Here is a 20916-nt window from a genome sequence, read left to right on the forward strand (position 1 = left end):
TCTGCTTTATCTGCTTTAGGGACGCAAAAGCAGCGGCCGCAAAAACAGCAAACCCAACAGAGGTCCGGGCAGCAAAAGCCAGGCGATCGAGGTTCCCATCCGGTCCACGCTCGAAGTGACCCAGGTGATCGACAACACTGTCACGAAGAAGCCCAGGCTGTTCTGGATTGCCAGTGCACTGCCGACGGCGGTGGGCGGGCAGGCCTTGGCCGCGATGGCCGAGAACTGCGCGGAGTCCGCAATGACCGCGACGCCCCAGAGCACCAGCGCCGCCATGCACAGGCCGAGTCCCGCGGTGCTCACCCAGGGATAGACAAGACACATCGTCCCCGACGCTGCCAGGGCTGCGGCGGCGACCCTGGGGCTGCCGAATCGCTTGCTCATGGAGCCGCCGAGCACGCAGCCGACTGCACCGACAGCGATCACGAAGAAGGACAGTGACGAGATCCAGCGCGGCTGGATCGCTGCGGCGATTCCTGACTGCCGCACCGCATGGGCGACCAGGAACGGCACCACGGTCCAGAAGGCATAGAGCTCCCACATGTGACCGAAGTAGCCGAGCGCACCCGCCCTGAATGCGGGGTTCCTGAACATGGTGAGTGCTTCGCCCCAGCGCGCGCTTCTTCCGGGTTGTCGCTTCAAGTAGGGCCCATCGCCCAGCGAGAACACCGCGGCAGCCGCGAGCAGCGCCAGCACGGATGACGTCAGGATGACGCCCTGCCACGACAGGTCGCCGCCCGCCGCACGTATGGCGTGGGGCAGGGCGGTTCCGAGCGTCAGCATCGCCACCAGCAGCCCCAGCGATGCACCGGTGCTGCCTTCGCTCCACGAGATGACCATCTTCATGCCCAGCGGGTAGATCCCGGCCAGGCACACGCCGACGATCAATCGCAGCACGAGCGCTTGGTGCAGGTCGACGGGCGCGAGCGCAAAAGCCGCGTTGAATGCAGCGCCCGCCACGCACGACACCGCGAATATCCGGCTCGCGGAAAAGCGATCCGCCAGACCCGATATGGCGAGGAGCAGCGTTCCGAGGATGAACCCGATCTGCACCGCACTCGTGAGCTGCCCCAGTTGCGCCGGAGAAAGCGACCAGACGCGCACCAGGTCGTCCGCCGCGCTGTTGGGGCTGAACCAGAGCGAGGTGCCGAACAGTTGCGCGATGACGATGGTCGCGACCGGGTGTCGGCTCCAGGTGTGACGCTTCATTGGTCGACCCGTCGTTTGTCGTTTATGTTTCCCCTGGGCAGGACGCCGGCACCGGCCGCCTCGCCGGGCTTTTCTGGTACGGGCGCCGATAATGCGCCTCGCCGGATAAACCCTGCTTCAACTTGCTAAAGTTCGCGTCAGTTCGCAAACCATTTGCCCTGCTGGCGAGTGCCGCTGCGCCCTTGTTCAACCTATCCAAAGCCTGCCATGACTGCCGGAAAATCCCAGATCATCTACACCCTCACCGACGAGGCGCCTCGCCTGGCAACCGCTTCGCTGCTGCCCATCATCAAGACCTTCGCCGCGCCGGCCGGCATCGACGTCACCACCAGCGACATCTCGGTGGCCAGCCGCATCCTGGGGCAGTTTTCAGAGCTGTTGACCGAAGCGCAGCGCGTGCCGGACAACCTGGCTGAACTCGGCAAGCTGACGCTTCGCCCTGAAGCCAACATCGTCAAGCTGCCCAACATCAGCGCGTCCGTGGCCCAGCTGAAAGCCGCCATCAAGGAACTGCAGGACAAGGGCTACAAGATTCCGGATTACCCCGAGAACCCGAAGACGGACGAGGAAAAGGACATCCGCGCCCGCTACAACAAGTGCATCGGCAGCGCGGTGAACCCGGTCCTTCGCGAAGGCAATTCCGACCGCCGCGCGCCCAGGGCAGTGAAGGAATTCGCACGCAAGCATCCGCACAGCATGGCCGAGTGGAGCCAGGCGTCGCGCTCGCACGTGTCGCACATGCATCACGGCGACTTCTATCACGGCGAAAAGTCGATGACCCTCGACAAGGCCCGCGACGTGAAGATGGAACTGATCACCAAGAGCGGCAAGGCGATCGTGCTCAAGCCGAAGGTCTCGCTGCTGGAGCGCGAGGTGGTCGACTCGATGTTCATGAGCAAGAAGGCGCTGGTCGACTTCTATGAGCAGCAGATCCAGGACGCCCACAACACCGGCGTGATGTTCTCGCTGCACGTGAAGGCGACCATGATGAAGGTGTCGCACCCGATCGTGTTCGGCCATTGCGTCAAGATCTTCTACCGCGAGGCTTTCGAGAAGCACGCCAAGCTCTTCGAAGAACTGGGCGTGAACGTCAACAACGGCATGGTCGATCTCTACAACAAGATCGCCGCGCTGCCACAGAGCACGCAGGACGAGATCCGGCGCGACCTGCATGCGTGCCATGAGCACCGCCCCGAGTTGGCCATGGTGGACTCCGCCAAGGGCATCACCAACTTCCATTCGCCCAACGACATCATCGTGGACGCCTCGATGCCCGCGATGATCCGCAACGGCGGCAAGATGTACGGCGCCGACGGTCGCCTGAAGGACGTGAAGGCCGTCATGCCTGAAAGCACCTTCGCCCGCATCTACCAGGAGATGATCAACTTCTGCAAATGGCACGGCGCGTTCGACCCGAAGACCATGGGCACGGTGCCCAACGTCGGCCTCATGGCCCAGCAGGCCGAGGAATACGGCTCGCACGACAAGACCTTCGAGATCACCGAGGACGGCGTGGCCAACATCACCGACCTCAACACCGGCGAAGTGCTGCTCAGCCAGAACGTGGAAGCCGGCGACATCTGGCGCATGTGCCAGGTCAAGGACGCCGCCATCCGCGACTGGGTCAAGCTGGCCGTCACGCGCGCGCGCAACTCTGGCATGCCGGTGGTGTTCTGGCTGGACGCCTATCGTCCGCATGAAGCGCAGCTGATCACCAAGGTCAAGATGTACCTGCACGAGCACGACACGACGGGGCTCGACATCCAGATCATGAGCCAGGTGCGTGCCATGCGCTACACACTGGAGCGTGTCGTTCGCGGGCTGGACACCATCAGCGCGACCGGCAACATCCTGCGCGACTACCTCACCGACCTGTTCCCCATCATGGAACTCGGCACGTCGGCCAAGATGCTGTCGATCGTGCCGCTGATGGCCGGCGGCGGCATGTACGAAACGGGCGCCGGCGGCTCGGCGCCCAAGCACGTACAGCAACTGGTGGAAGAGAACCACTTGCGCTGGGATTCGCTGGGTGAGTACCTGGCGTTGGCCGTGAGCCTGGAAGACCTGGGCATCAAGAACAACAACGCCAAGGCCAAGGTCCTGGCGAAGACGCTCGACGCCGCCACCGGCAAGCTGCTGGACAACAACAAGGGTCCGTCGCCCAAGACCGGTCAGCTCGACAACCGCGGCAGTCATTTCTATCTCGCGCTCTACTGGGCGCAGGCTTTGGCCGAACAGTCCGACGACAAGGAACTGGCCGCGCACTTCAAGCCGCTCGCAGACGCGTTGGCCGCCAACGAGAAGAAGATCGTCGACGAACTCGCTGCCGTGCAGGGCAAGCCGGCCGAGATCGGCGGCTACTACCTGCCGGACCCGGCGAAGACCGATGCCGTGATGCGCCCCAGCGCAACGTTGAACTCGACGCTCGCCGCCGCGAGCGCCTGACCGCGGAAGCCTCCTTCGGAAGCGCCGCTTTCAACGGCCTTCCGACGGCCTCCGATCGAGCCGGTCAGTTGGCTGCCTACAGCCAATCGCGCGCTCCGCCTGACGTCGCGCCCCACCCGCGCGAAATAGCTTGGTAGAACCCGCCGCCCGGGAGTGCGGAAGTCTGATCATGCCGGCTCCCGAGCTGTTCCAGCAGACGGAGCCAGCCATGAAGCCCAAGCAGTTCATCGATCTTTGTCGAACTTCGGTCGTGGCGTGGTCCGACGACTACGCGCCCAGCATGGGCGCAGCCATCTCGTACTACACGATCTTCTCGATGGCGCCGCTGCTCGTGATCGTGATCGCCATCGCCGGCGCCTTGTTCGGCCGTGAAGCCGCCCAAGGGCAGATCGTGGCGCAGATTTCAGGGCTGGTCGGGCAGGACGGAGCGACCGCGGTCGAAGGACTGCTGCGAAGCGCGAACGAGCCGCAGCGCGGCCTCATTGCAGGATCGATCAGCGTCGTGGTGCTGCTCATCGGCGCGACGTCGGTCTTCGCCGAGCTCCAGAGTGCGCTCGACCGCATCTGGCATGTCCCCGAAAAGGAAAAGCCCTCGGGCGTGTGGGCCGTGCTGCGTGCGCGGATCCTGTCGTTTGGCCTGATCCTGGGGCTCGCTTTCCTGCTGATCGTCTCGCTTGTCGTGAGTGCAATGCTGGCGGTGTTCGACACGTGGTTCGGAAGCCTGCTCCCCGGCTGGGAGGTCATTCTGCAGGGCATCAACGAGCTGTTCTCGATCGGGATCTTCACGCTTCTCTTCGCGATGATTTTCAAGCTGTTGCCGACCGTGCCGATTGCCTGGAAGGACGTGGCGACCGGCGCCTTCGTCACGGCGCTGCTGTTCGAACTCGGCAAGTTGCTGATCGGGCTCTACCTGGGCAAAAGTGGATTCCAGCAGTCGTTTGCGGCCGCCGGGTCGCTGGTCGTGCTGGTGGCCTGGGTCTACTACGCCTCGCAGATATTTCTGCTGGGCGCCGAGTTCACCAAGGCCTACGCAGACCGGCACGGCTCACGCTCCGCTCGCCGGGCGGCGGACGCGACGCGCAGCAGCGCGGACGGCGCAGGGCCGACCAAGGCTTCGGCCGGTGCGGCACCGCCGCCGCCGATGCCGGACTACTCCGGCCTTGGCCAGACTGCCAGGATGCAAGTCGAGGTCGACCGTCGCGTCGACTCGGCAGCGCAGCAACTCATCAAGCGCCTGGTGGTGCTGGGCGTCCTGGTGACCGCCAACGCAGTGGCGGCCCGCTGGACCAAGCGCAAGGAAAAATCAAGGCGCCAGCGCAGGATGCGCACTGCGGCTTGAGCGCATCTGGCTTCGCAGGCCTTCAGGGGCTTTCAGCTGTGTCCCGGCCAGCCGGGCAGGTACGCGCATTTCTTCGATCGAGCCACTTCCAGCGCCTGGGCCAGGGCCTCCTTCGGATCTTCGTCGAGAAGGTTTTTCTGAATGGCGCGCCGAAAGTGATTCGCCCAAAGGAACTCGAGAAACGGCGCATCGGACTTGGCAAAGCCGCCGGCATCCCGAACCTCGCCGGCCAGGCTGCGATACGGATCATCGCGCAGGTCCTCGAACGCCTTGGGAATGTCGTCGAATTCCCGCCGGTCGCCTGATTCGTCGTAGGGGTGGACCCAGCTGTAGTGGTCCATGAAGATCCAGAAGCTCCGGGGCTCGAGTTTGGACAGGTCCTTCACGACGCCGACCGTGACGGATTCGGATTTTTCGCGCACGAGTGCGGCGGCGGTGTGATGGTGGTCGACGATGTAGAAGGTCTTGCCCGGCCCCTGGATGGCCGGGAACAACTCGCGCCGCATGGCCTCACGCCTTTCCTTGGGCGCAAGCTTAGACCACGACTTACGTTTTTTGTCGACTTCCTTGAACCCGACAGTGATCTGCGTTGGACGAAGCTCTCGGAGCTTCACGTCCTTGAGCTGCGAGCCAATGCTGTACATCGAAAGCCCCCAGGCAATGATGAAAGATCTTCGCGCAGTCCCTCGGCGCCGTGCAGTAGGAGAACGCCGTGAATGAACTCACAAGCCTCGTCAGCACGCTGTTCGGAGAAGGCCCGGATCTGGAGGTCTGGCAAATGGCGATGCGCGGTGCAGTGGTGTTTGTCATCGCGCTCGTGCTCATTCGCGCTTCGGGTCGGCGTTCGTTCGGCCAGCACAGCCCGTTCGACGCATGCATCACGGTTCTTCTCGGCGCCGTACTGAGCCGTGCGGTGGTGGGTGTGTCGCCGTTCTGGGGCATCGTTGCCGCGGCTGCGGTGCTTGTTGTCATCCATCGTGCAGTGGCGCTGGCCAGCACGCGCTGGGCCTGGTTGGATCACCTGGTCAACGGGCCAGAGATCGAACTCGTCCGTGACGGACAGATCGACCCGGCCGCCATGCGGCGGGCCCTCCTGACGGACAGGAATCTGCACGAGGCCATCCGGCAGTCGATCGGGAATAAGGCGATCTCGGATGTCGCGCTGGCCCTGCTTGAAACCGACGGAAAGGTCACCGTCGTCGGCAGGGAGGACCATGCGGGCTGAATGCGCGCAACCGGCTTCTCTTTTGTCCCACAAACGGCCCTGATGCAAAGGCCCAGGCTGGGTCCCTGTAAAGGAGCCGGCCATGCGCATGAACGTCAGCGAGTTTGTCTGCCAGAGATTGCAGGAATGGGGTCTTCATCGCATCTACGGCTATCCGGGTGATGGCATCGGCGGTCTGGATGTCGCTCTGGAGAGGGCCAAGGGCCTGCATTACGTCCAGGTGCGACACGAAGAAATGGCCGCGTTCATGGCTTCGGCGCACGCCAAGTTCACCGGTGAGGTCGGCCTCTGCTATGCGACGTCCGGCCCGGGCGCTATTCATCTCTTGAATGGCTTGTACGACGCGAAGATGGACCATGTGCCCGTCGTGGCGATCGTTGGTCAGCAGGCACGAACCGCGATCGGCGCCAGCTACCAGCAGGAGGTCGACCTTCAATCGTTGTTCAAGGACGTGGCCAGCGATTTCGTCGCCACGGCCGCGGTGCCGAGCCAGGTGCGCCACCTCATCGACCGCGCCGTGCGCATTGCGGCGACGAACCGGACCGTGACCTGCGTCATCTTGCCGAACGACCTCCAGCAACTGGACTATGAAGAACCGCCCATGGCGCACGGGTCGACCCACACCGGCGTCGGCTATGCGGGGCCTGCGCAGCTTCCGGCGCCCGAATTCCTGCAAGCGGCAGCCAACGTGCTGAACGCGGGCGAGAAGGTGGCGATGCTCGTCGGCGCGGGTGCGCTGGGCGCCACGGATGAGGTGATCGCCGTCGCGGAACGGCTGCAGGCGGGCGTCGCCAAGGCTTTGCTCGGGAAGGCCGTGTTGCCGGACGACCTGCCGTGGGTGACTGGACAGATCGGCCTGCTGGGCACCGAGCCGAGCTGGGACCTCATGCAGAAGTGCGACACCTTCCTGATGGTGGGCTCGTCATTTCCTTACAGCGAGTTCCTGCCCAAGCCCGGAAGTGCGCGAGGCGTGCAGATCGACATCAACGGCGCGTCGCTCAGCTTGCGTTATCCGATGGAAGTCAACATCGTCGGCGACAGCGCCGTGACGCTCCGCGCCCTGTTGCCGCTGCTGGACCCGAAGCCGGCCGGCGCGTGGCGCGAAGGCATCGAATCAGGCGTTGCCAAATGGTGGAACACGCTCGAAGAGCGCGCGATGCAACCGGCCAAGCCGATCAACCCGCAGCGCGTGTTCCGGGAGCTGTCGCCACGCGCGCCGGACAACTGCATCTTCACCGGCGACGCCGGCACGGTCGCCAACTGGTATGCACGCGACATCTCCATGCGCCGGGGAATGATGGGCTCACTGTCCGGCAGCCTGGCATCGCTCGGCTCCGCAACGCCCTACGCGGTGGCCGCGAAGATGGCGTTCCCTGATCGTGTCGTCATCGCCTTCATTGGCGACGGCGCGATGCAGATGAATGGACTGAACGTCATGATCACCGTCGGGAAATACTGGCGGCAGTGGTCGGACCCGAGATTGATCGTCCTGGTGCTGAACAACCGCGATCTCTCGCAGGTGACATGGGAAGAGCGCGTTCAGATGGGCGAAGGCAAGACCGAGTCGACCCAGAGCATTCCGGACTTTCCATACCACCGCTATGCGGAGCTGCTGGGGCTCAAGGGCATCTACGTCGACGACCCGGAGCAGTTGGGCGCGGCTTGGGACGAGGCGCTCGCCGCCGACAGGCCGGTGATCTTCAACTGCGTGACCGACCCGAACGTGCCGCCGCTGCCGCCGCACATCACCGCCGAGGACGCGAAGAACTTCATGAAGATGACGGTCTCCGAGCCGGAGCTTGGCAGCGTGCTGTCGAATACGGTCAGGCAAGTCATGGCGAAGGTGTTGCCGGGATCGCGGCACTGAGGCGAACCAGTCATCAGGGTCTTGGGACTCCCGTCGGGTGGGTGCGGTCAGCAGGGCTCATCAGCGTAGGATGACCCCGCATCACTGAACAGAAAGCCCATCGTCATGTCCGGAACGCTCATCCTCATTGCCCTCGCAATCGCCGCAGTGGTCATCATGGTTGCTTTGGCAGTGCGCGAGAGCCGCAAGAAGGAAGATTCCTGACGCCGGATCGAGCATGCAATCGAAGCAGCTTCTCGCGCAGAAAGTCGAATTCGGCAACGCCGGCGATTTGGACACCAGCGGAACCGGCTGGTTTGTCGGCTTCAGCGACTGGACCAGGACGCCGCCGGCCCACTTGCGCCACATGCCCGCCGAAGAACTTGCGGCCGGGCTGTGCGTCAAGTGGTTTTCTCATCCAGCTGGAAATCCAAACGGTGAATCGAAGCCATTGAGCGATGGCCGGACGATGTCGATCCTGGTGAGCCCAAGTAGTGAATTCCGGATCGAGTTCGGCCACGGCCGACTTCGCGTCGAAGGAAATTCTGGCGCACACCTTGCGCCGCCATGGTGACTTCGTCATTTGGGGGTCCGGCCTATTTCATCGCGCATTTGGCGTGCAGCCGGCATGCATACTCACGGTTCGATGGTCCTCGCCACCTCCAACCCTTCGCAATTCAAAATGGTCACCTGCTATCTCCGATATGTCATCGACCCCTTCAAGCTGAAGGAATTCGAACACTACGGCAAGCTCTGGATCCCGCTTGTCGAGAAGTTCGGGGGACAGCATCACGGCTACTTTCTGCCGTCCGAAGGAGCGAACAACATCGCTCTTGCGATGTTCACCTTTCCAAGTCTTGCGGCCTACGAGATCTACCGCATTGCGTCCGCCGATGATTCCGAGTGCCAGGCGGCATTCAAGTATGCAGAAGACACGCGCTGCATCGTCAGCTATGAACGCAGCTTCTTCAGGCCGGTGTTCGAGTGACGAGCCCGGGTTGCGGCATGAACGCCACGGCACTTGCCCCCATCCTCGAGATCGAGGACTTGAGATTCGCGTACCCAGGGCAGCCGGCACTCGCGGCTGGATGGAGCGCTTGCATTGGCGGTGGAGTCACGCTGTTGTACGGCGACACAGGCAGCGGCAAATCGACCCTTCTTCGGCTGCTTGCGGGCACCATGCCCGGCAAAGGCCGACTGATCCTCTCAGGCGCACGCCTCGAGAGCGAACCGGAAGCCTATCGACGCCACGTGTTCTTTTGCGATCCGACGACCGACACGTTTGATCAGGTCACGGCAGTGCAGTGCACGGCATCTCTCAAGGCTGGCGATGCGCGCTTCGATGAGGCGAAGTGGCAGGGACTCGTCGAGGGATTTGGCCTGACTCCGCACCTGGACAAACCGATGTACATGCTCTCGACCGGCTCGAAGCGCAAGGTGTGGCTGGCCGCGGCGCTCGCATCGGAACGCGCACTCACGTTGCTCGACGAACCTGCAGCCGCACTCGACGCAGCATCGGTCCGCTTCCTGTGGCGCTCGCTCGCTGAATTGGCCGAGCGGCCCGACCGCGCCATCGTTGTCGCAAGCGCCGAGCGGATGGATTCGGTTCCGCTTGCCGGTTTGATGGAGCTACCGTTGCGGTGAACGCTGGCTTGGCCCGATAGCCCTTCGGACAGCCTTCCGGTCAGCCGCTGCTAGACTGCGCGCATTGCCTTCAATCGGACTCAAATGTCTACCCGTTCAAGCCTGAATTCCCTCACCGAAAGAGGAATGCGAATCGTCGAGCGACGCATCCCTCAACTCGCGGCAAAGGCTGGGCATGACGCCTATTGGGCGACTCTGAAACAGACCGGCGCCGTCATTGTGAAGACGAGCACCGGCCAAATGGTCGAACGCAAGCGCGACGGCAGCATCACCGTCATCAAGGATCTGCCGATCGGCAAACGCGTCAAGCCGGGCACGGTCCTCAAGCGTGTCAGGTAACGCGGCCGACGACGAACCTGGGACCAAGACTGCCAAGCCACCCCTGCGGGGGGCGGCCCAAATGGCCCGGCCGCGCCTTCGTGTTCTGGCCGGACCCAATGGTTCTGGAAAAAGCACGATCAAGCCTGAACTGGAACCCCGCTGGTTAGGCGTTTTCGTCAATGCTGACGAGATGGAGCGCGATCTCAAGGCCAGCCAGGGCTTCCTGAGCTTGCGCAATCTTGGGATCGGCGGCGAGCCGGTCGCGGCGTTAAAACGGATCAAGCGGAGCCTCAAGTCATCGGAACTGAAAAAGAGCTTCGACTTGCCGGCGCTGCTTTCGGGCATCACGCTCAACGACGCCATGATGCTGTGGGTGCCCGGCCCATACAACTCTTACCTCGCCGCGGCGTTGGCAGATGCCGTACGTCAGGAGCTTCTAGAGGAGGAACGGACCTTCACCTTCGAGACGGTGATGTCTCATCCCTCAAAGATCGAGTTCATGAGGAAGGCCCGAGCCCGCGGCTATCGCGTCTACCTCTATTTCGTGGCCACGGACGACCCGGACATCAACATCGACCGCGTGCAGCGGCGCGTGCTGCTGGGCGGACATCCTGTCGCTGCCGAGAAGGTTGTCGAGCGATATCACAAGTCGATCGCCCTGATGACTCAGGCGTGCGAGGTCGCCCACCGTGCCTACATCTTCGACAACTCGGGTTCCAAGCACAAGCTCCTCGCCGAGGTCACTGACTTCGAGACCATCGAGCTCGCGTCCAGCCGCATCAACCCTTGGTTTCTCGGCACCGACCTTTGGAATGCCTTCGCCTGAGCCTAGGACGACGACCAAGAGAACGATGGGAACTCGCCGCGAGCGCGTGTGCGAGTTTCTCCATTCAAGACGCGCTCGCACCCGGCTCCGTCGCCACGCTGGAGGGCGTCGGCGCGCTGAACCGCAGCCACATCCCTTCGCGCCGCAGCCGGAAACCGTGCGCCTTGACCAAATAGCGCAGTCCGATCAGCGCAGACCCCAACCCTGCGGCCGCAGCCACACCCATCGCCCAGCGCGGACCGAATGTGTCGGCCACCCAGCCCACCACGGGTGCGCCGATCGGCGTGCTGCCCAGCAGCGTGGCAAGCAGGATCGCGATGACGCGGCCTCGCAGCGCGGGCTCGGTCGACAACTGCACGAGGCTGTTGGTGGACGTCGTGATCGTCTGCGCCGCAATGCCGGTCACGACGAGCGCGATCCCGAAGCCGATGACGTTCGGCATCGATGCGGCCGCGAGGCAGCCGAACCCGAAAGCCGCCGAGCCGAACATCAGTAGCTCGAAACGCGGCCTCGCCCTGCGCGCCGCGAGCAACGCGCCGGTGACGGAGCCGATGGCCATGGTCGACGACAACAGACCGTACTGCCCCGGCCCGCCATGGAAAGCGCTCACGGACATGGTCGAAATGAAGATCGGAAAATTGAGCCCGAAGGTGGCCACAAGGAGCAGCATCGCGAGCAAGGCGCGAAGGTCGGGCCGCCGCCAGACATAGCGGAAGCCCTCCATCAGGCTGCCTTTGGCGCGTCCGGTCGTGCCCAGCCGCGGAAACAGTTCAGACCGGCGCAGGCTGAACAGTGAAGCCAGCACCGCCACGTATGACAGCGCGTTCAGCAGGAATGCCTCGCCGGGTCCGGTCGCGGCGATCACCAGCCCCGCCACCGCCGGGCCCACCATGCGCGCGGCGTTGAAGGATGTGGAATTGAGCCCCACCGCATTGGCCAGCTCGGTCTCCGGGACCAGCTCCGAGACGAAGGTTTGCCGGGCCGGGGCATCGAAGGCCGCGACGCAGCCCAGCACAAGCGCAAACACGTACACGTGCCAGAGCTGGACCATTCCGCTCATGGTGAGCAGGCCCAGTCCGAGCGCCAGCAGGCCCATGGTGGCCTGTGTCGCCATCAGCACCTTGCGCCGGTCCAGCCGATCGGCCGCCAGTCCGGTGAAAGGCAGCAGCACGAGTTGCGGCCCGAACTGCAGCGCCATCACGATGCCGACAGCCGTGGCGTTGTGCTTGGTCAGGTGCGTCAGGACAAGCCAGTCCTGCGCGGTGCGCTGCATCCACGTGCCGATGTTCGACACCACCGCCCCGGCCGCCCACAGCCGGTAATTGCGAATTCGCAGTGATCGGAAGGTGCCGCTCACCGCACCTCCAACTTCGAGACGATGTCCGAGCTGCTGCCGGTTTCGCCCAGGCGCGGAAAGATGCGCTCGACGCTGTTGGCATGCGCCTGCTCGTTGCGATCGGTCATGGCGTCGATGGCCAATGTGACGTTGAAGCCGAGCTCGTGGGCTTGTCGCGCGGTCGATTCGACGCCGATGCTGGTGGCGATGCCGGCCAGCACGACCTGCGTCACACCGCGCCCGCGCAGGGTGGCCGCCAGATCGGTGCCGGTGAAGGCGCCCCAGGTCTTTTTGCTGATGCGGATGTCTTGCGGCTGCGCACCGAGTTCTGGCACGAGGTCGGCCCAGTCCGCGCCCGGAGCGGCTCTGGCCGGTTGCGGATCGGTTCGCCCGGGAGCGCCGCCGATCACGTTCACCAGCACCACCGGCAACTGGTGGCGGCGGAAAGCGGCGGCCAGCTCCGCGGCGCGGGCAATAACGTCGCTTGACGGATGCGCGGTGGGCATGCCGACGATGCCTTTTTGCAGGTCGATCAGAACCAGGGCCGTGTGGGGGTCGAGTTGTGTGATGGGCATTTGAATGAATCTGCAGTTAGGGAGAGGTGGGTCAGTCCAGCAAGCGCTGGAGCAGCCGCACGGCGCCCTGCAATTGCTTCAGTTCGGATGGGGAAAAGCGCGCCGCGATGGCATGTTGCAGCCAGTCCTCGCGCGCCGCACGCACTTGGCGAAACACCTTGCGCGCGTGCGGCGTGAGCGAAAGCAGCGTGCGTCTGCCGTCTGCCGGGTCGGGCGCACCCTCGACGTAGCCGGCTTCGATCAGCGACGCCACCGTGGCGCCCATCGACTGCGAGCGCACGCCCTCGGCAAGCGCGAGTTCGGTCACCGTCGCGCGGTCGTGGCGCTCCAGCCGCAGCAAGACAGCCCGTTGCGATTCGGTCCAATCGGCGGCGGATGCCTGCTGCCGCAGACGGCGGCGCAGTTGGGAGGCCACCAAGCGGAGTTCGACCGCGACCGTGTGCGTGGTTTCGGCGTCGGTTTCGGCGAGGGAGGACATGTCGGACGGACCGGTGCAAAGGCGAACTGCGAAGTCTAGCTTCCTATCTGGAACCGTGCGGACGAACGCTTCATAGCCACTTCGCTTTGAGGGTTGGCAGATCTAGTTTTTTGGTGTGACAGTCAAGAGAGCCTTTTCACACAACCCCATCTAACCAGCGGACAGTCGAGGATGGCTATCTGATTCCCGCTACGTGGGATTCGTTGGGCTGCCAGCCCCCGCCCAGTGCCTTGAAGGCAGTCACCGCAGCGCGTGCTGAATCGGTCTGCGCCTGTGCTCGCGCATCGGAGGCACGCAGCAAGCTTTCGTCGGCTTGCAGGACTTCGATCAGGCTGACGACGCCGCTTCGGTATGCCGCGAACGACGCGCGCTGCGCGCGGTCGAGCGAGTCCACCCCCTGCGCGAGCACGCTGGCCTGCTCCTCTCGCTTGACCAGGGCCGAGAAGGCGTTTTCGACGTCCTCGGTTGCACGCAGCACGGCCAGTCGATAGGCAGCGAGCATCTCGGCGTCCTGGCCCTTGGCGAGCTCGATCTGCGCGTTGATGCGGCCGAAATCGAACAGGCGCCAGCGCAGGCCCAGCAGGCCGGCGGCCTGGCTTGCACCGCTCGTGAACAGGTTGTCGGCGGACACCGAAGTGGCGCTGCCGATCAGTCCACTCAGGGAGAGCTTGGGGTAGTACTCGGCGATCGCAACGCCGATACGAGCGTTCGATGCGGCAAGGCGGCGTTCGGCTGCGATGAGATCGGGCCGGCGCCTGAGCAACTCACCTGGCGAACCCGCGCCCGCGATCTGCGGGGCGGCGGGGATGATGCCGCCATCGGCCACTTCCGCCCGATGCGTGCCTGGCGACGACCCGAGCATCACATCCATCGCGTTCATGGCCGCATCCAGGCCTGCTTCCAGGACGGGTACGGACGCCCGGACCTGGGCCAACTGGCCTTCGGCCTGTTGCACCTGAAGTTCGGCTGCCAGCCCTTTGCCATAGAGGAGGTTGACGGTGGAGAGCAACTCCTGCTGCGTCCTCACTTGGTGCCGCGCAATCTCAAGCCGGGTCTGCAATCCCCGGATACTGATGTAGATGTCGGCAGTCTGTGCCGCCACGGTCAATCGGGTGGCGGCCGCGCCTGCTTCCGAAGCCCGGTAGTCGGCAAGCGCCGCTTCCCACCCACGGCGCAGACCGCCGAACACGTCCAGTTCCCAGCTCGCACCAAGATTGGCTTCGTAGACGTTGCCATAGCGATCGAAGCTGGGCGTCGAGCTCAGGACGCGTCCTAGCGGCGTTTCGACCGACTGGTAGGCCCTGGCTGCTTGACCTCCGATGTTTCCGGAAGGCAGTAACGCTGCATTCGCTGCCCCGAGTCCCGCGCGCGCTTGAGCGACGCGGGCGGAAGCTTGCGCCAGATCGAGGTTCTGCTCCAGCGCAAGCGCCACGAATCGAGTCAGTTGCGGGTCGCCGAACCCCGTCCACCATACAAGGAGGTCGGCGCTGGCAGCGGCAGGACGTCGATCCACTGCGGCCTGGCCCAGGTACTGTTCGGGCATGGGCGTTTCGGGCCGGACGTAGTCGGGGCCGACTGCGCAGCCTGCCAGGAGGCTGGCTGCGATGAGCGCGACGAGGGTGCGTTTGGGCATGGGCTTCTTCCGGAGCAGCAGAAAACGTGGTCGGGACGTGACTATAGTCCAAGTTGGTCACTGGTTGGTGATTTCCGACCGTCGCAGTAAGCTGTGAGACATGAACAAAGCAACCAGTTCTCCCGTTCCGGCTCGAGGCCCGGCCGATCACGAAGTGCGCGACCAGATCGTTGCTGCGGCGACCGAGCACTTCAGCCGCTATGGCTACGAGAAGACGACCGTCTCCGATCTCGCCAAGGCCATCGGCTTTTCCAAGGCCTACATCTACAAGTTCTTCGAATCCAAGCAAGCCATCGGCGAGATGATCTGTGCGAACTGCCTGCGCGAGATCCAAGTCGAGATCAGGACGGCCGTGGACGGCGCCGACCGGCCGGCCGAGAAGCTGCGGCGGATGTTCAAGGCAGTGGTCGAGGCAAGCCTGCGCTTGTTCTCCCAGGATCGCAAGCTCTATGAGATTGCAGCTTCTGCAGCCACTGAGCGCTGGCAGGCGGCACTCGACCATGAAGCGTGGATACGGCAATTGCTTCAGGACATCTTGCGGGAAGGGCGAGAGACGGGCGAGTTCGAGCGCAAAACGCCCCTGGACGAGACCGCGATCGCCGTCTACCTGGTCATGCACCCCTACGTCAATCCGCTGCTCCTGCAGCATAGCTTCGCCTACACGGCCGAGGCGCCGGCTCAACTGTCTGGCCTGGTGCTGCGCAGCTTGTCACCCTGACGTCGTTGTGACTATTGACTGAAATAGTCACAAGCATCAAAATGAAGGCCCCGATCAACTCACTCCTGGGCCTCTCATGCTTCGGCGCCTCCTCGTTATCTCTACAGTCATCTGCGCATTGCCATGTGGGTTGGTCGCTTGCGGTGAGAAGGCGCAATCCGATCCGCGCACGGAAGCGCCGCTGGTGCGTGCCGCCACTCTTCAGGGGGCAAGCGCCGTATCGCGCTCCTTCACCGGGACCGTAGCGGCGCGGGTCCAGAGCGACCTGGGGTTTCGCGTCTCCGGCAAAGTGCTCGAGCGGCTCGTAGATGCGGGGCAGGTCGTCAAGCGCGGCCAGTTGCTCATGCGCATCGACCCGGTCGATCTGAAGCTCGCGGCGCGTGCGCAGCAGGAGGGGGTCGCCGCTGCGCGAGCGCGGGCGCGGCAGACGGCGGAGGACGAAGTCCGCTACCACGATCTTCGTGGAACCGGCGCGGTATCGGCTTCGGCCTACGACCAGATCAAGGCCGCGGCGGATGCCGCCAAGGCCCAACTCAGCGCGGCCGAGGCCCAGGCCGACGTGGCTCGCAATGCGAGCCGCTATGCGGAGCTGGTAGCCGACGGCGATGGTGTGGTCGTGGAAACTCTGGCCGAACCCGGCCAGGTGGTCAATGCCGGACAGGCCGTGGTCCGCCTAGCCCGCGCCGGAGCTCGCGAGGCAATCGTCCAGTTGCCTGAAACCCTGCGCCCGGCGATAGGCTCCGCCGGACAGGCCACGCTGTTCGGCAAAGAGGGCGTCAGCGTGCCGACCACCCTCCGGCAACTCTCGAATGCTGCGGATCGGCTGACCCGCACCTTCGAGGCGCGGTACGTGCTGAACGGAGATCTCGCCAATGCACCACTGGGTGCCACGGTCACCGTTCGGATTCCGGATAGAGATTCCTCTGCGCAAGATGGCTTGCAGGTGCCGATTGGCTCCCTGTTCGATGCAGGCAAGGGGCCGGGGGTGTGGGTCATCAGCGGCGAGCCGGCGAAGGTTCACTGGCAACCGGTTGCGGTTCAGCGCCTGGATGACGATGGCGCACTCGTCGCCGGCCAGCTCAAACAAGGCGACCGGATCGTCGCGCTCGGCGCGCACCTGTTGCGCGAAGGCGAGCGGGTTCGCGTGGCCGGCCAAGCTGCCGCCGCTGCGACGGAGGGAGTCCGCCCGTGAGCGAAGGCCGTTTCAACCTGTCCGCGCTCGCCGTGCGCGAGCGCTCCATCACACTCTTTCTGATCTGCCTGGTGTCGCTGGCGGGTCTCGTTTCGTTCTTCAAGCTGGGCCGAGCGGAAGACCCGGCTTTCACAGTCAAGGTGATGACCATCATCACGGCCTGGCCCGGCGCCACCGCGCAGGAAATGCAGGACCAAGTCGCCGAGAAGATCGAAAAGCGCATGCAGGAGCTGCGCTGGTACGACCGGACGGAGACCTACACAAGACCTGGCTTGGCCTTCACGACCTTGACCTTGCTCGACAGCACACCGCCTTCGCAAGTGCAGGAGCAGTTCTACCAAGCCCGCAAGAAAGTCGGCGACGAGGCAGGCAACCTTCCGCCTGGTGTGATCGGACCGATGGTCAACGACGAATACGCTGATGTCACCTTTGCTCTGTTCGCGCTCAAGGCAAAGGGCGAACCGCAGCGCCTGCTGGTGCGCGACGCCGAGACGCTGCGCCAGCGGCTTTTGCATGTGCCCGGTGTGAAGAAGGTCAACATCGCCGGCGAGCAATCCGAGCGGATCTACGTCGAGTTCTCACATGAGCGCCTGGCCACGTTGGGCATCAGCCCGCAGGACGTCTTCGCTGCGCTCAATGGCCAGAATGCACTGACGCCGGCTGGCTCCGTCGACGCTCAGGGGCCACAGGTGTTCATTCGGCTCGAAGGCCCTTTCAACGAATTGCAGAAGATTCGCGATACGCCGGTCGTAGCGCAGGGTCGAACACTGAAGCTTTCAGACGTCGCCACCGTCGAGCGTGGCTATGAAGATCCGGCGACCTTCATGATCCGCAGCGGCGGCGAGCCGGCCCTGCTGCTGGGCGTCGTCATGCGAGAAGGCTGGAACGGGCTCGACCTGGGCAAGGCCTTGGACAAGGAGGTCGGTGCGGTCAACGCCGAGCTGCCTATGGGCATGAGCTTGACCAAGGTCACGGACCAGGCCGTCAACATCAGCGCCTCGGTCGACGAATTCATGGTCAAGTTCTTTGCCGCGCTGCTGGTGGTCATGCTGGTGAGCTTCGTGAGCATGGGTTGGCGCGCGGGTCTCGTGGTCGCCGCAGCGGTGCCGCTGACCTTGGCGGTGGTCTTCATCGTGATGGCCGCCACCGGCAAGAACTTCGACCGCATCACCCTGGGCTCCCTGATCCTGGCATTGGGACTGCTGGTGGACGACGCCATCATCGCCATCGAAATGATGGTCGTGAAGATGGAAGAGGGCTACAGCCGCGTCGCCGCCTCCGCGTATGCATGGAGCCATACCGCAGCGCCCATGCTCGCGGGCACGCTGGTGACCGCAGTCGGCTTCATGCCCAACGGCTTCGCCCCGTCCACCGCGGGCGAATACACGAGCAACATGTTCTGGATCGTCGGCATCGCACTGATCGCCTCCTGGCTGGTCGCGGTGGTTTTCACACCCTACCTGGGCGTCAAGCTGCTGCCTCATTTCAAGGTGGTCGAAGGCGGCCACGCCGCGATCTACGACACGCCGCGCTACAACCGCTTGCGTCAAGTGCTGGGTCGCGTCATCGCTCGCAAGTGGCTGGTCGCCGGCGCTGTTGTGAGCCTTTTCGTCATGGCCATATTCGGCATGGGCATCGTCAAGAAGCAGTTCTTCCCGATTTCCGACAGACCCGAAGTCCTGGTCGAGGTGCAGATGCCCTATGGCACTTCGATCGCGCAGACCAGCAGCGCCACGGCGAAGGTGGAAGCGTGGCTGGCCACACAGAAGGAAGCACAGATCGTCACGGCTTACGTCGGGCAAGGCGCACCACGCTTCTACTTCGCGATGGGACCCGAGCTGCCGGACCCCTCATTTGCCAAGATCGTGGTCCGTACGGGCAGCCAGGATGAGCGCGAGGCGTTGAAACACCGACTGCGCCAGGCGATCGCCGATGGCCTGGCCTCTGAGGCGCGCGTGCGTGTCACGCAACTCGTGTTCGGGCCGTACTCGCCGTTTCCGGTCGCCTACCGGATCAGCGGGCCGGACCCGGACAAGCTGCGCAAGATTGCGGCCGAGGTGCAGCAGGTCATGGATGCCAGCCCGATGATGCGTACTGTCAACACGGACTGGGGCACGCGCACGCCCACCTTGCACTTCACCTTGCACCAAGACCGATTGCAGGCCTTCGGGCTGAGCTCTAGTGCCGTGGCGCAGCAACTGCAGTTCTTTTTGAACGGAGTGCCTGTCACCGCCGTGCGTGAGGACATTCGCACTGTGCAGGTCGTGGCCCGTTCGGCAGGCGCCATCCGTCTCGACCCAGCGAGGATCGCGGACTTCACGCTCTCCGGCGGCAATGGCCAACGCATCCCTCTGTCGCAGGTGGGCGACATCAATGTAGTCATGGAGGAGCCCATGATGCGCCGGCGCGATCGAATGCCGACGATCACCGTGCACGGCGACATCGCCGATGGTTTGCAGCCGCCGGACGTTTCGACAGCCATCACGCAGCAACTCCAGCCGATGATCGACACGCTGCCAGGCGGCTATCGCATCGAGCAGGCGGGCTCCATTGAGGAATCAGCGAAGGCGACCAAAGCCATGCTGCCGCTGTTCCCGATCATGCTGGCTTTGACTCTGCTCGTCATCATCTTTCAGGTGCGCTCGATCTCCGCAATGGTCATGGTCTTCCTGACCAGCCCGCTCGGGCTGATCGGCGTCGTGCCAACGCTGATTCTGTTTCAGCAGCCTTTCGGCATCAACGCACTGGTCGGCCTGATTGCACTGTCGGGCATCCTGATGCGCAATACGCTGATTCTGATCGGGCAGATCCACCAGAACCAACAGGCTGGGCTGGATCCCCATCGTGCGGTCGTCGAAGCCACCGTGCAGCGTGCCCGACCGGTGATCCTGACCGCGTTGGCGGCGATCCTGGCGTTCATTCCGTTGACCCATTCGGTGTTCTGGGGAGCGCTCGCTTACACGCTGATCGGTGGCACTCTGGCGGGAACGGTCCTGACTCTGGTGTTCCTGCCGGCCATGTATTCCATCTGGTTCAAGATCAGGCCCGACCACGGTGGCCGTTCTGTGGACGAGAAGCCGGCAAGCAAGGCGTCCATCTGGGCGCTTGTTATGGCGGGCGCAAGAAAAGCCTATCCGCAGGGCTCGTCCCGCCGCTGATCCGCTCCTCATTCCCATTCACCTCCATCGAAAGGACTGCAATGTCGAATTCGACAGTTGTCGTGGTTACCGGCGTGTCATCAGGTATCGGACGCGTCGCTGCAGAGAAGTTCGTCAAGCGCGGTTGCCAGGTATTCGGCACCGTGCGCGACATCACGAAAGCTCCCCGAGTTGCCGGCCTCCATCTTGTCGAGATGGATGTTCGCGACGAAGCTTCCGTTCAATCGGGCATCCGATCAATCATCGGCCAGACTACGCGCATCGACGTGCTCGTCAACAACGCGGGAGTGACCATGATCGGCGCGGTGGAGGAAACTGCGATCACCGAGGCGGCAACGTTGTTTGACACAAACGTGCTCGGCATCCTGCGAACGACACAGGGAGTGCTCCCCCACATGCGCGCACAGCGTCGCGGGAGGATCGTCAATGTCAGTTCGGTGCTCGGCTTTCTTCCGGCCCCGTACATGGGACTCTATTCGGCTTCGAAGCATGCCGTGGAGGGACTGTCCGAAACTCTGGATCATGAGGTACGCCAGTTCGGCATCCGCGTCACGCTGGTCCAACCCGCTTACACGAGGACCAATCTGGAAGCCAATTCGCCCCGCGCAAAGTCAAGGATCTCTGACTACGAACGCGAGCGCGAGCTCGTATCGCGCTCTTTCGCCGACACGGTCAGCGGTGCTCCCGAACCCGATGGCGTGGCAAGCACGATCGTCGAAGCGGCGCTTGGCCCGTGGCGTATGCGTTGCACTCCGCCCGGACAGGCGTCCCTGTTGAGCAAGCTGCGCCGCTTCATGCCTGCCGGTCCCGTCGATTCCAGCCTCAGAAAAACGCTCGGGCTCGCCTGAGATTGCATGCAGCCACCAGGAAGATTCATAACTTCGTGAATGTCTGAGCGTCTCCGTTCTTGTTCAATGCTCTTGCCCTGCACGCGATAGCCGCCCAACGCGTGCGCCGCTAGCGCCTAGCGC

The 20916-nt window shown here is 63.8% G+C and carries 19 protein-coding genes; 13 read left to right on the forward strand and 6 right to left on the reverse strand.

From position 1 onward, the window contains the following. Nucleotides 1-15: 15 nt before the first annotated feature. Nucleotides 16-1209 (reverse strand): MFS transporter, encoded by a 1194-nt coding sequence (locus tag AC1DEK_RS06770; protein WP_478124445.1) that lies wholly within the window; start codon nucleotides 1207-1209, stop codon nucleotides 16-18. 207 nt (nucleotides 1210-1416) lie between these two features. Between AC1DEK_RS06770 and AC1DEK_RS06775 the strand changes: the two genes are divergently transcribed. Continuing rightward, complete coding sequence (locus tag AC1DEK_RS06775; RefSeq protein WP_478124446.1) at nucleotides 1417-3654, forward strand: NADP-dependent isocitrate dehydrogenase; 2238 nt, start codon at nucleotides 1417-1419, stop codon at nucleotides 3652-3654. Between the two features lie 169 nt (nucleotides 3655-3823). After that, nucleotides 3824-4993 carry a YihY/virulence factor BrkB family protein gene (locus AC1DEK_RS06780; protein WP_478124447.1) on the forward strand — a complete coding sequence of 390 codons (1170 nt, stop codon included), beginning with the start codon at nucleotides 3824-3826 and terminating at the stop codon, nucleotides 4991-4993. Between the two features lie 32 nt (nucleotides 4994-5025). Here the strand turns inward: AC1DEK_RS06780 and AC1DEK_RS06785 are convergent, their stop codons facing one another. After that, complete coding sequence (locus AC1DEK_RS06785; protein WP_478124448.1) at nucleotides 5026-5637, reverse strand: ParB-like protein; 612 nt, start codon at nucleotides 5635-5637, stop codon at nucleotides 5026-5028. 68 nt (nucleotides 5638-5705) lie between these two features. Here AC1DEK_RS06785 and AC1DEK_RS06790 point away from each other — a divergent pair, with 68 nt between their 5' ends. The 7 genes from AC1DEK_RS06790 to AC1DEK_RS06820 all read left to right on the forward strand — a co-directional run bounded on the left by AC1DEK_RS06790 (nucleotide 5706) and on the right by AC1DEK_RS06820 (nucleotide 10855). Then, the gene (locus AC1DEK_RS06790; RefSeq protein ID WP_478124449.1) at nucleotides 5706-6218 is read left to right on the forward strand and encodes a DUF421 domain-containing protein; all 513 of its coding nucleotides are present in this window, start codon (nucleotides 5706-5708) and stop codon (nucleotides 6216-6218) included. An 82-nt stretch (nucleotides 6219-6300) separates the two neighbouring features. Next, the gene (locus AC1DEK_RS06795) at nucleotides 6301-8085 is read left to right on the forward strand and encodes a thiamine pyrophosphate-requiring protein (protein ID WP_478124450.1); all 1785 of its coding nucleotides are present in this window, start codon (nucleotides 6301-6303) and stop codon (nucleotides 8083-8085) included. Nucleotides 8086-8302: 217 nt separating this feature from the next. Continuing rightward, nucleotides 8303-8638, forward strand: a complete 336-nt coding sequence (locus tag AC1DEK_RS06800) for a hypothetical protein (protein ID WP_478124451.1) — start codon at nucleotides 8303-8305, stop codon at nucleotides 8636-8638. Nucleotides 8639-8746: 108 nt separating this feature from the next. Next, complete coding sequence (locus AC1DEK_RS06805; RefSeq protein WP_478124702.1) at nucleotides 8747-9052, forward strand: NIPSNAP family protein; 306 nt, start codon at nucleotides 8747-8749, stop codon at nucleotides 9050-9052. 17 nt (nucleotides 9053-9069) lie between these two features. Beyond that, the gene (locus tag AC1DEK_RS06810) at nucleotides 9070-9708 is read left to right on the forward strand and encodes an ABC transporter ATP-binding protein (protein ID WP_478124452.1); all 639 of its coding nucleotides are present in this window, start codon (nucleotides 9070-9072) and stop codon (nucleotides 9706-9708) included. A gap of 126 nt (nucleotides 9709-9834) precedes the next feature. After that, the gene (locus AC1DEK_RS06815; protein WP_478124453.1) at nucleotides 9835-10047 is read left to right on the forward strand and encodes a hypothetical protein; all 213 of its coding nucleotides are present in this window, start codon (nucleotides 9835-9837) and stop codon (nucleotides 10045-10047) included. A 61-nt stretch (nucleotides 10048-10108) separates the two neighbouring features. Beyond that, nucleotides 10109-10855: an ATPase gene (locus tag AC1DEK_RS06820; RefSeq protein ID WP_478124454.1), complete on the forward strand. Its 747-nt coding sequence runs from the start codon at nucleotides 10109-10111 to the stop codon at nucleotides 10853-10855. 64 nt (nucleotides 10856-10919) lie between these two features. On the opposite strand, the gene AC1DEK_RS06825 is transcribed toward AC1DEK_RS06820, so the two are convergent. From AC1DEK_RS06825 to AC1DEK_RS06840, 4 genes are all read right to left on the reverse strand, one after another. After that, nucleotides 10920-12212 carry an MFS transporter gene (locus tag AC1DEK_RS06825; protein ID WP_478124455.1) on the reverse strand — a complete coding sequence of 431 codons (1293 nt, stop codon included), beginning with the start codon at nucleotides 12210-12212 and terminating at the stop codon, nucleotides 10920-10922. Next, a complete protein-coding gene (locus AC1DEK_RS06830) occupies nucleotides 12209-12766 on the reverse strand; it encodes an isochorismatase family protein (RefSeq protein ID WP_478124456.1) in 558 nt (185 codons plus the stop codon). Before AC1DEK_RS06830 ends, AC1DEK_RS06825 begins: the two co-directional genes overlap by 4 nt. 31 nt (nucleotides 12767-12797) lie before the next feature. Further along, nucleotides 12798-13244: a MarR family winged helix-turn-helix transcriptional regulator gene (locus tag AC1DEK_RS06835; RefSeq protein WP_478124457.1), complete on the reverse strand. Its 447-nt coding sequence runs from the start codon at nucleotides 13242-13244 to the stop codon at nucleotides 12798-12800. 175 nt (nucleotides 13245-13419) lie between these two features. Further along, on the reverse strand, nucleotides 13420-14877 hold the full coding sequence (locus AC1DEK_RS06840) for an efflux transporter outer membrane subunit (RefSeq protein ID WP_478124458.1): 1458 nt from the start codon (nucleotides 14875-14877) through the stop codon (nucleotides 13420-13422). 100 nt (nucleotides 14878-14977) lie between these two features. On the opposite strand from AC1DEK_RS06840, the gene AC1DEK_RS06845 reads away from it, so the two are divergent. The 4 genes from AC1DEK_RS06845 to AC1DEK_RS06860 all read left to right on the forward strand — a co-directional run bounded on the left by AC1DEK_RS06845 (nucleotide 14978) and on the right by AC1DEK_RS06860 (nucleotide 20793). After that, the gene (locus tag AC1DEK_RS06845; RefSeq protein ID WP_478124459.1) at nucleotides 14978-15595 is read left to right on the forward strand and encodes a TetR/AcrR family transcriptional regulator; all 618 of its coding nucleotides are present in this window, start codon (nucleotides 14978-14980) and stop codon (nucleotides 15593-15595) included. Between the two features lie 76 nt (nucleotides 15596-15671). Further along, the gene (locus AC1DEK_RS06850) at nucleotides 15672-16787 is read left to right on the forward strand and encodes an efflux RND transporter periplasmic adaptor subunit (protein WP_478124460.1); all 1116 of its coding nucleotides are present in this window, start codon (nucleotides 15672-15674) and stop codon (nucleotides 16785-16787) included. Beyond that, a complete protein-coding gene (locus tag AC1DEK_RS06855; RefSeq protein WP_478124461.1) occupies nucleotides 16784-19945 on the forward strand; it encodes an efflux RND transporter permease subunit in 3162 nt (1053 codons plus the stop codon). The genes AC1DEK_RS06850 and AC1DEK_RS06855 overlap by 4 nt, the downstream gene beginning before the upstream one ends. A 41-nt stretch (nucleotides 19946-19986) precedes the next feature. Continuing rightward, the gene (locus AC1DEK_RS06860; protein WP_478124462.1) at nucleotides 19987-20793 is read left to right on the forward strand and encodes an oxidoreductase; all 807 of its coding nucleotides are present in this window, start codon (nucleotides 19987-19989) and stop codon (nucleotides 20791-20793) included. The last annotated feature ends 123 nt before the right edge of the window (nucleotides 20794-20916 follow it).

The organism is Variovorax sp. 10N420 (genome assembly GCF_056394705.1).

Excerpts from the sequence above, each read along its gene's own strand:
- AC1DEK_RS06845 (WP_478124459.1), top strand. The coding sequence starts at position 14,978 with ATGAACAAAGCAACCAGTTCTCCCGTTCCGGCTCGAGGCCCGGCCGAT.
- AC1DEK_RS06860 (WP_478124462.1), top strand. The coding sequence starts at position 19,987 with ATGTCGAATTCGACAGTTGTCGTGGTTACCGGCGTGTCATCAGGTATC.
- AC1DEK_RS06800 (WP_478124451.1), top strand. The coding sequence starts at position 8,303 with ATGCAATCGAAGCAGCTTCTCGCGCAGAAAGTCGAATTCGGCAACGCC.
- AC1DEK_RS06820 (WP_478124454.1), top strand. The coding sequence starts at position 10,109 with ATGGCCCGGCCGCGCCTTCGTGTTCTGGCCGGACCCAATGGTTCTGGA.
- AC1DEK_RS06780 (WP_478124447.1), top strand. The coding sequence starts at position 3,824 with ATGCCGGCTCCCGAGCTGTTCCAGCAGACGGAGCCAGCCATGAAGCCC.
- AC1DEK_RS06815 (WP_478124453.1), top strand. The coding sequence starts at position 9,835 with ATGCGAATCGTCGAGCGACGCATCCCTCAACTCGCGGCAAAGGCTGGG.
- AC1DEK_RS06785 (WP_478124448.1), bottom strand. The coding sequence starts at position 5,637 with ATGTACAGCATTGGCTCGCAGCTCAAGGACGTGAAGCTCCGAGAGCTT.
- AC1DEK_RS06835 (WP_478124457.1), bottom strand. The coding sequence starts at position 13,244 with ATGTCCTCCCTCGCCGAAACCGACGCCGAAACCACGCACACGGTCGCG.
- AC1DEK_RS06830 (WP_478124456.1), bottom strand. The coding sequence starts at position 12,766 with ATGCCCATCACACAACTCGACCCCCACACGGCCCTGGTTCTGATCGAC.
- AC1DEK_RS06850 (WP_478124460.1), top strand. The coding sequence starts at position 15,672 with ATGCTTCGGCGCCTCCTCGTTATCTCTACAGTCATCTGCGCATTGCCA.
- AC1DEK_RS06810 (WP_478124452.1), top strand. The coding sequence starts at position 9,070 with ATGAACGCCACGGCACTTGCCCCCATCCTCGAGATCGAGGACTTGAGA.
- AC1DEK_RS06775 (WP_478124446.1), top strand. The coding sequence starts at position 1,417 with ATGACTGCCGGAAAATCCCAGATCATCTACACCCTCACCGACGAGGCG.
- AC1DEK_RS06795 (WP_478124450.1), top strand. The coding sequence starts at position 6,301 with ATGCGCATGAACGTCAGCGAGTTTGTCTGCCAGAGATTGCAGGAATGG.
- AC1DEK_RS06840 (WP_478124458.1), bottom strand. The coding sequence starts at position 14,877 with ATGCCCAAACGCACCCTCGTCGCGCTCATCGCAGCCAGCCTCCTGGCA.
- AC1DEK_RS06805 (WP_478124702.1), top strand. The coding sequence starts at position 8,747 with ATGGTCACCTGCTATCTCCGATATGTCATCGACCCCTTCAAGCTGAAG.
- AC1DEK_RS06770 (WP_478124445.1), bottom strand. The coding sequence starts at position 1,209 with ATGAAGCGTCACACCTGGAGCCGACACCCGGTCGCGACCATCGTCATC.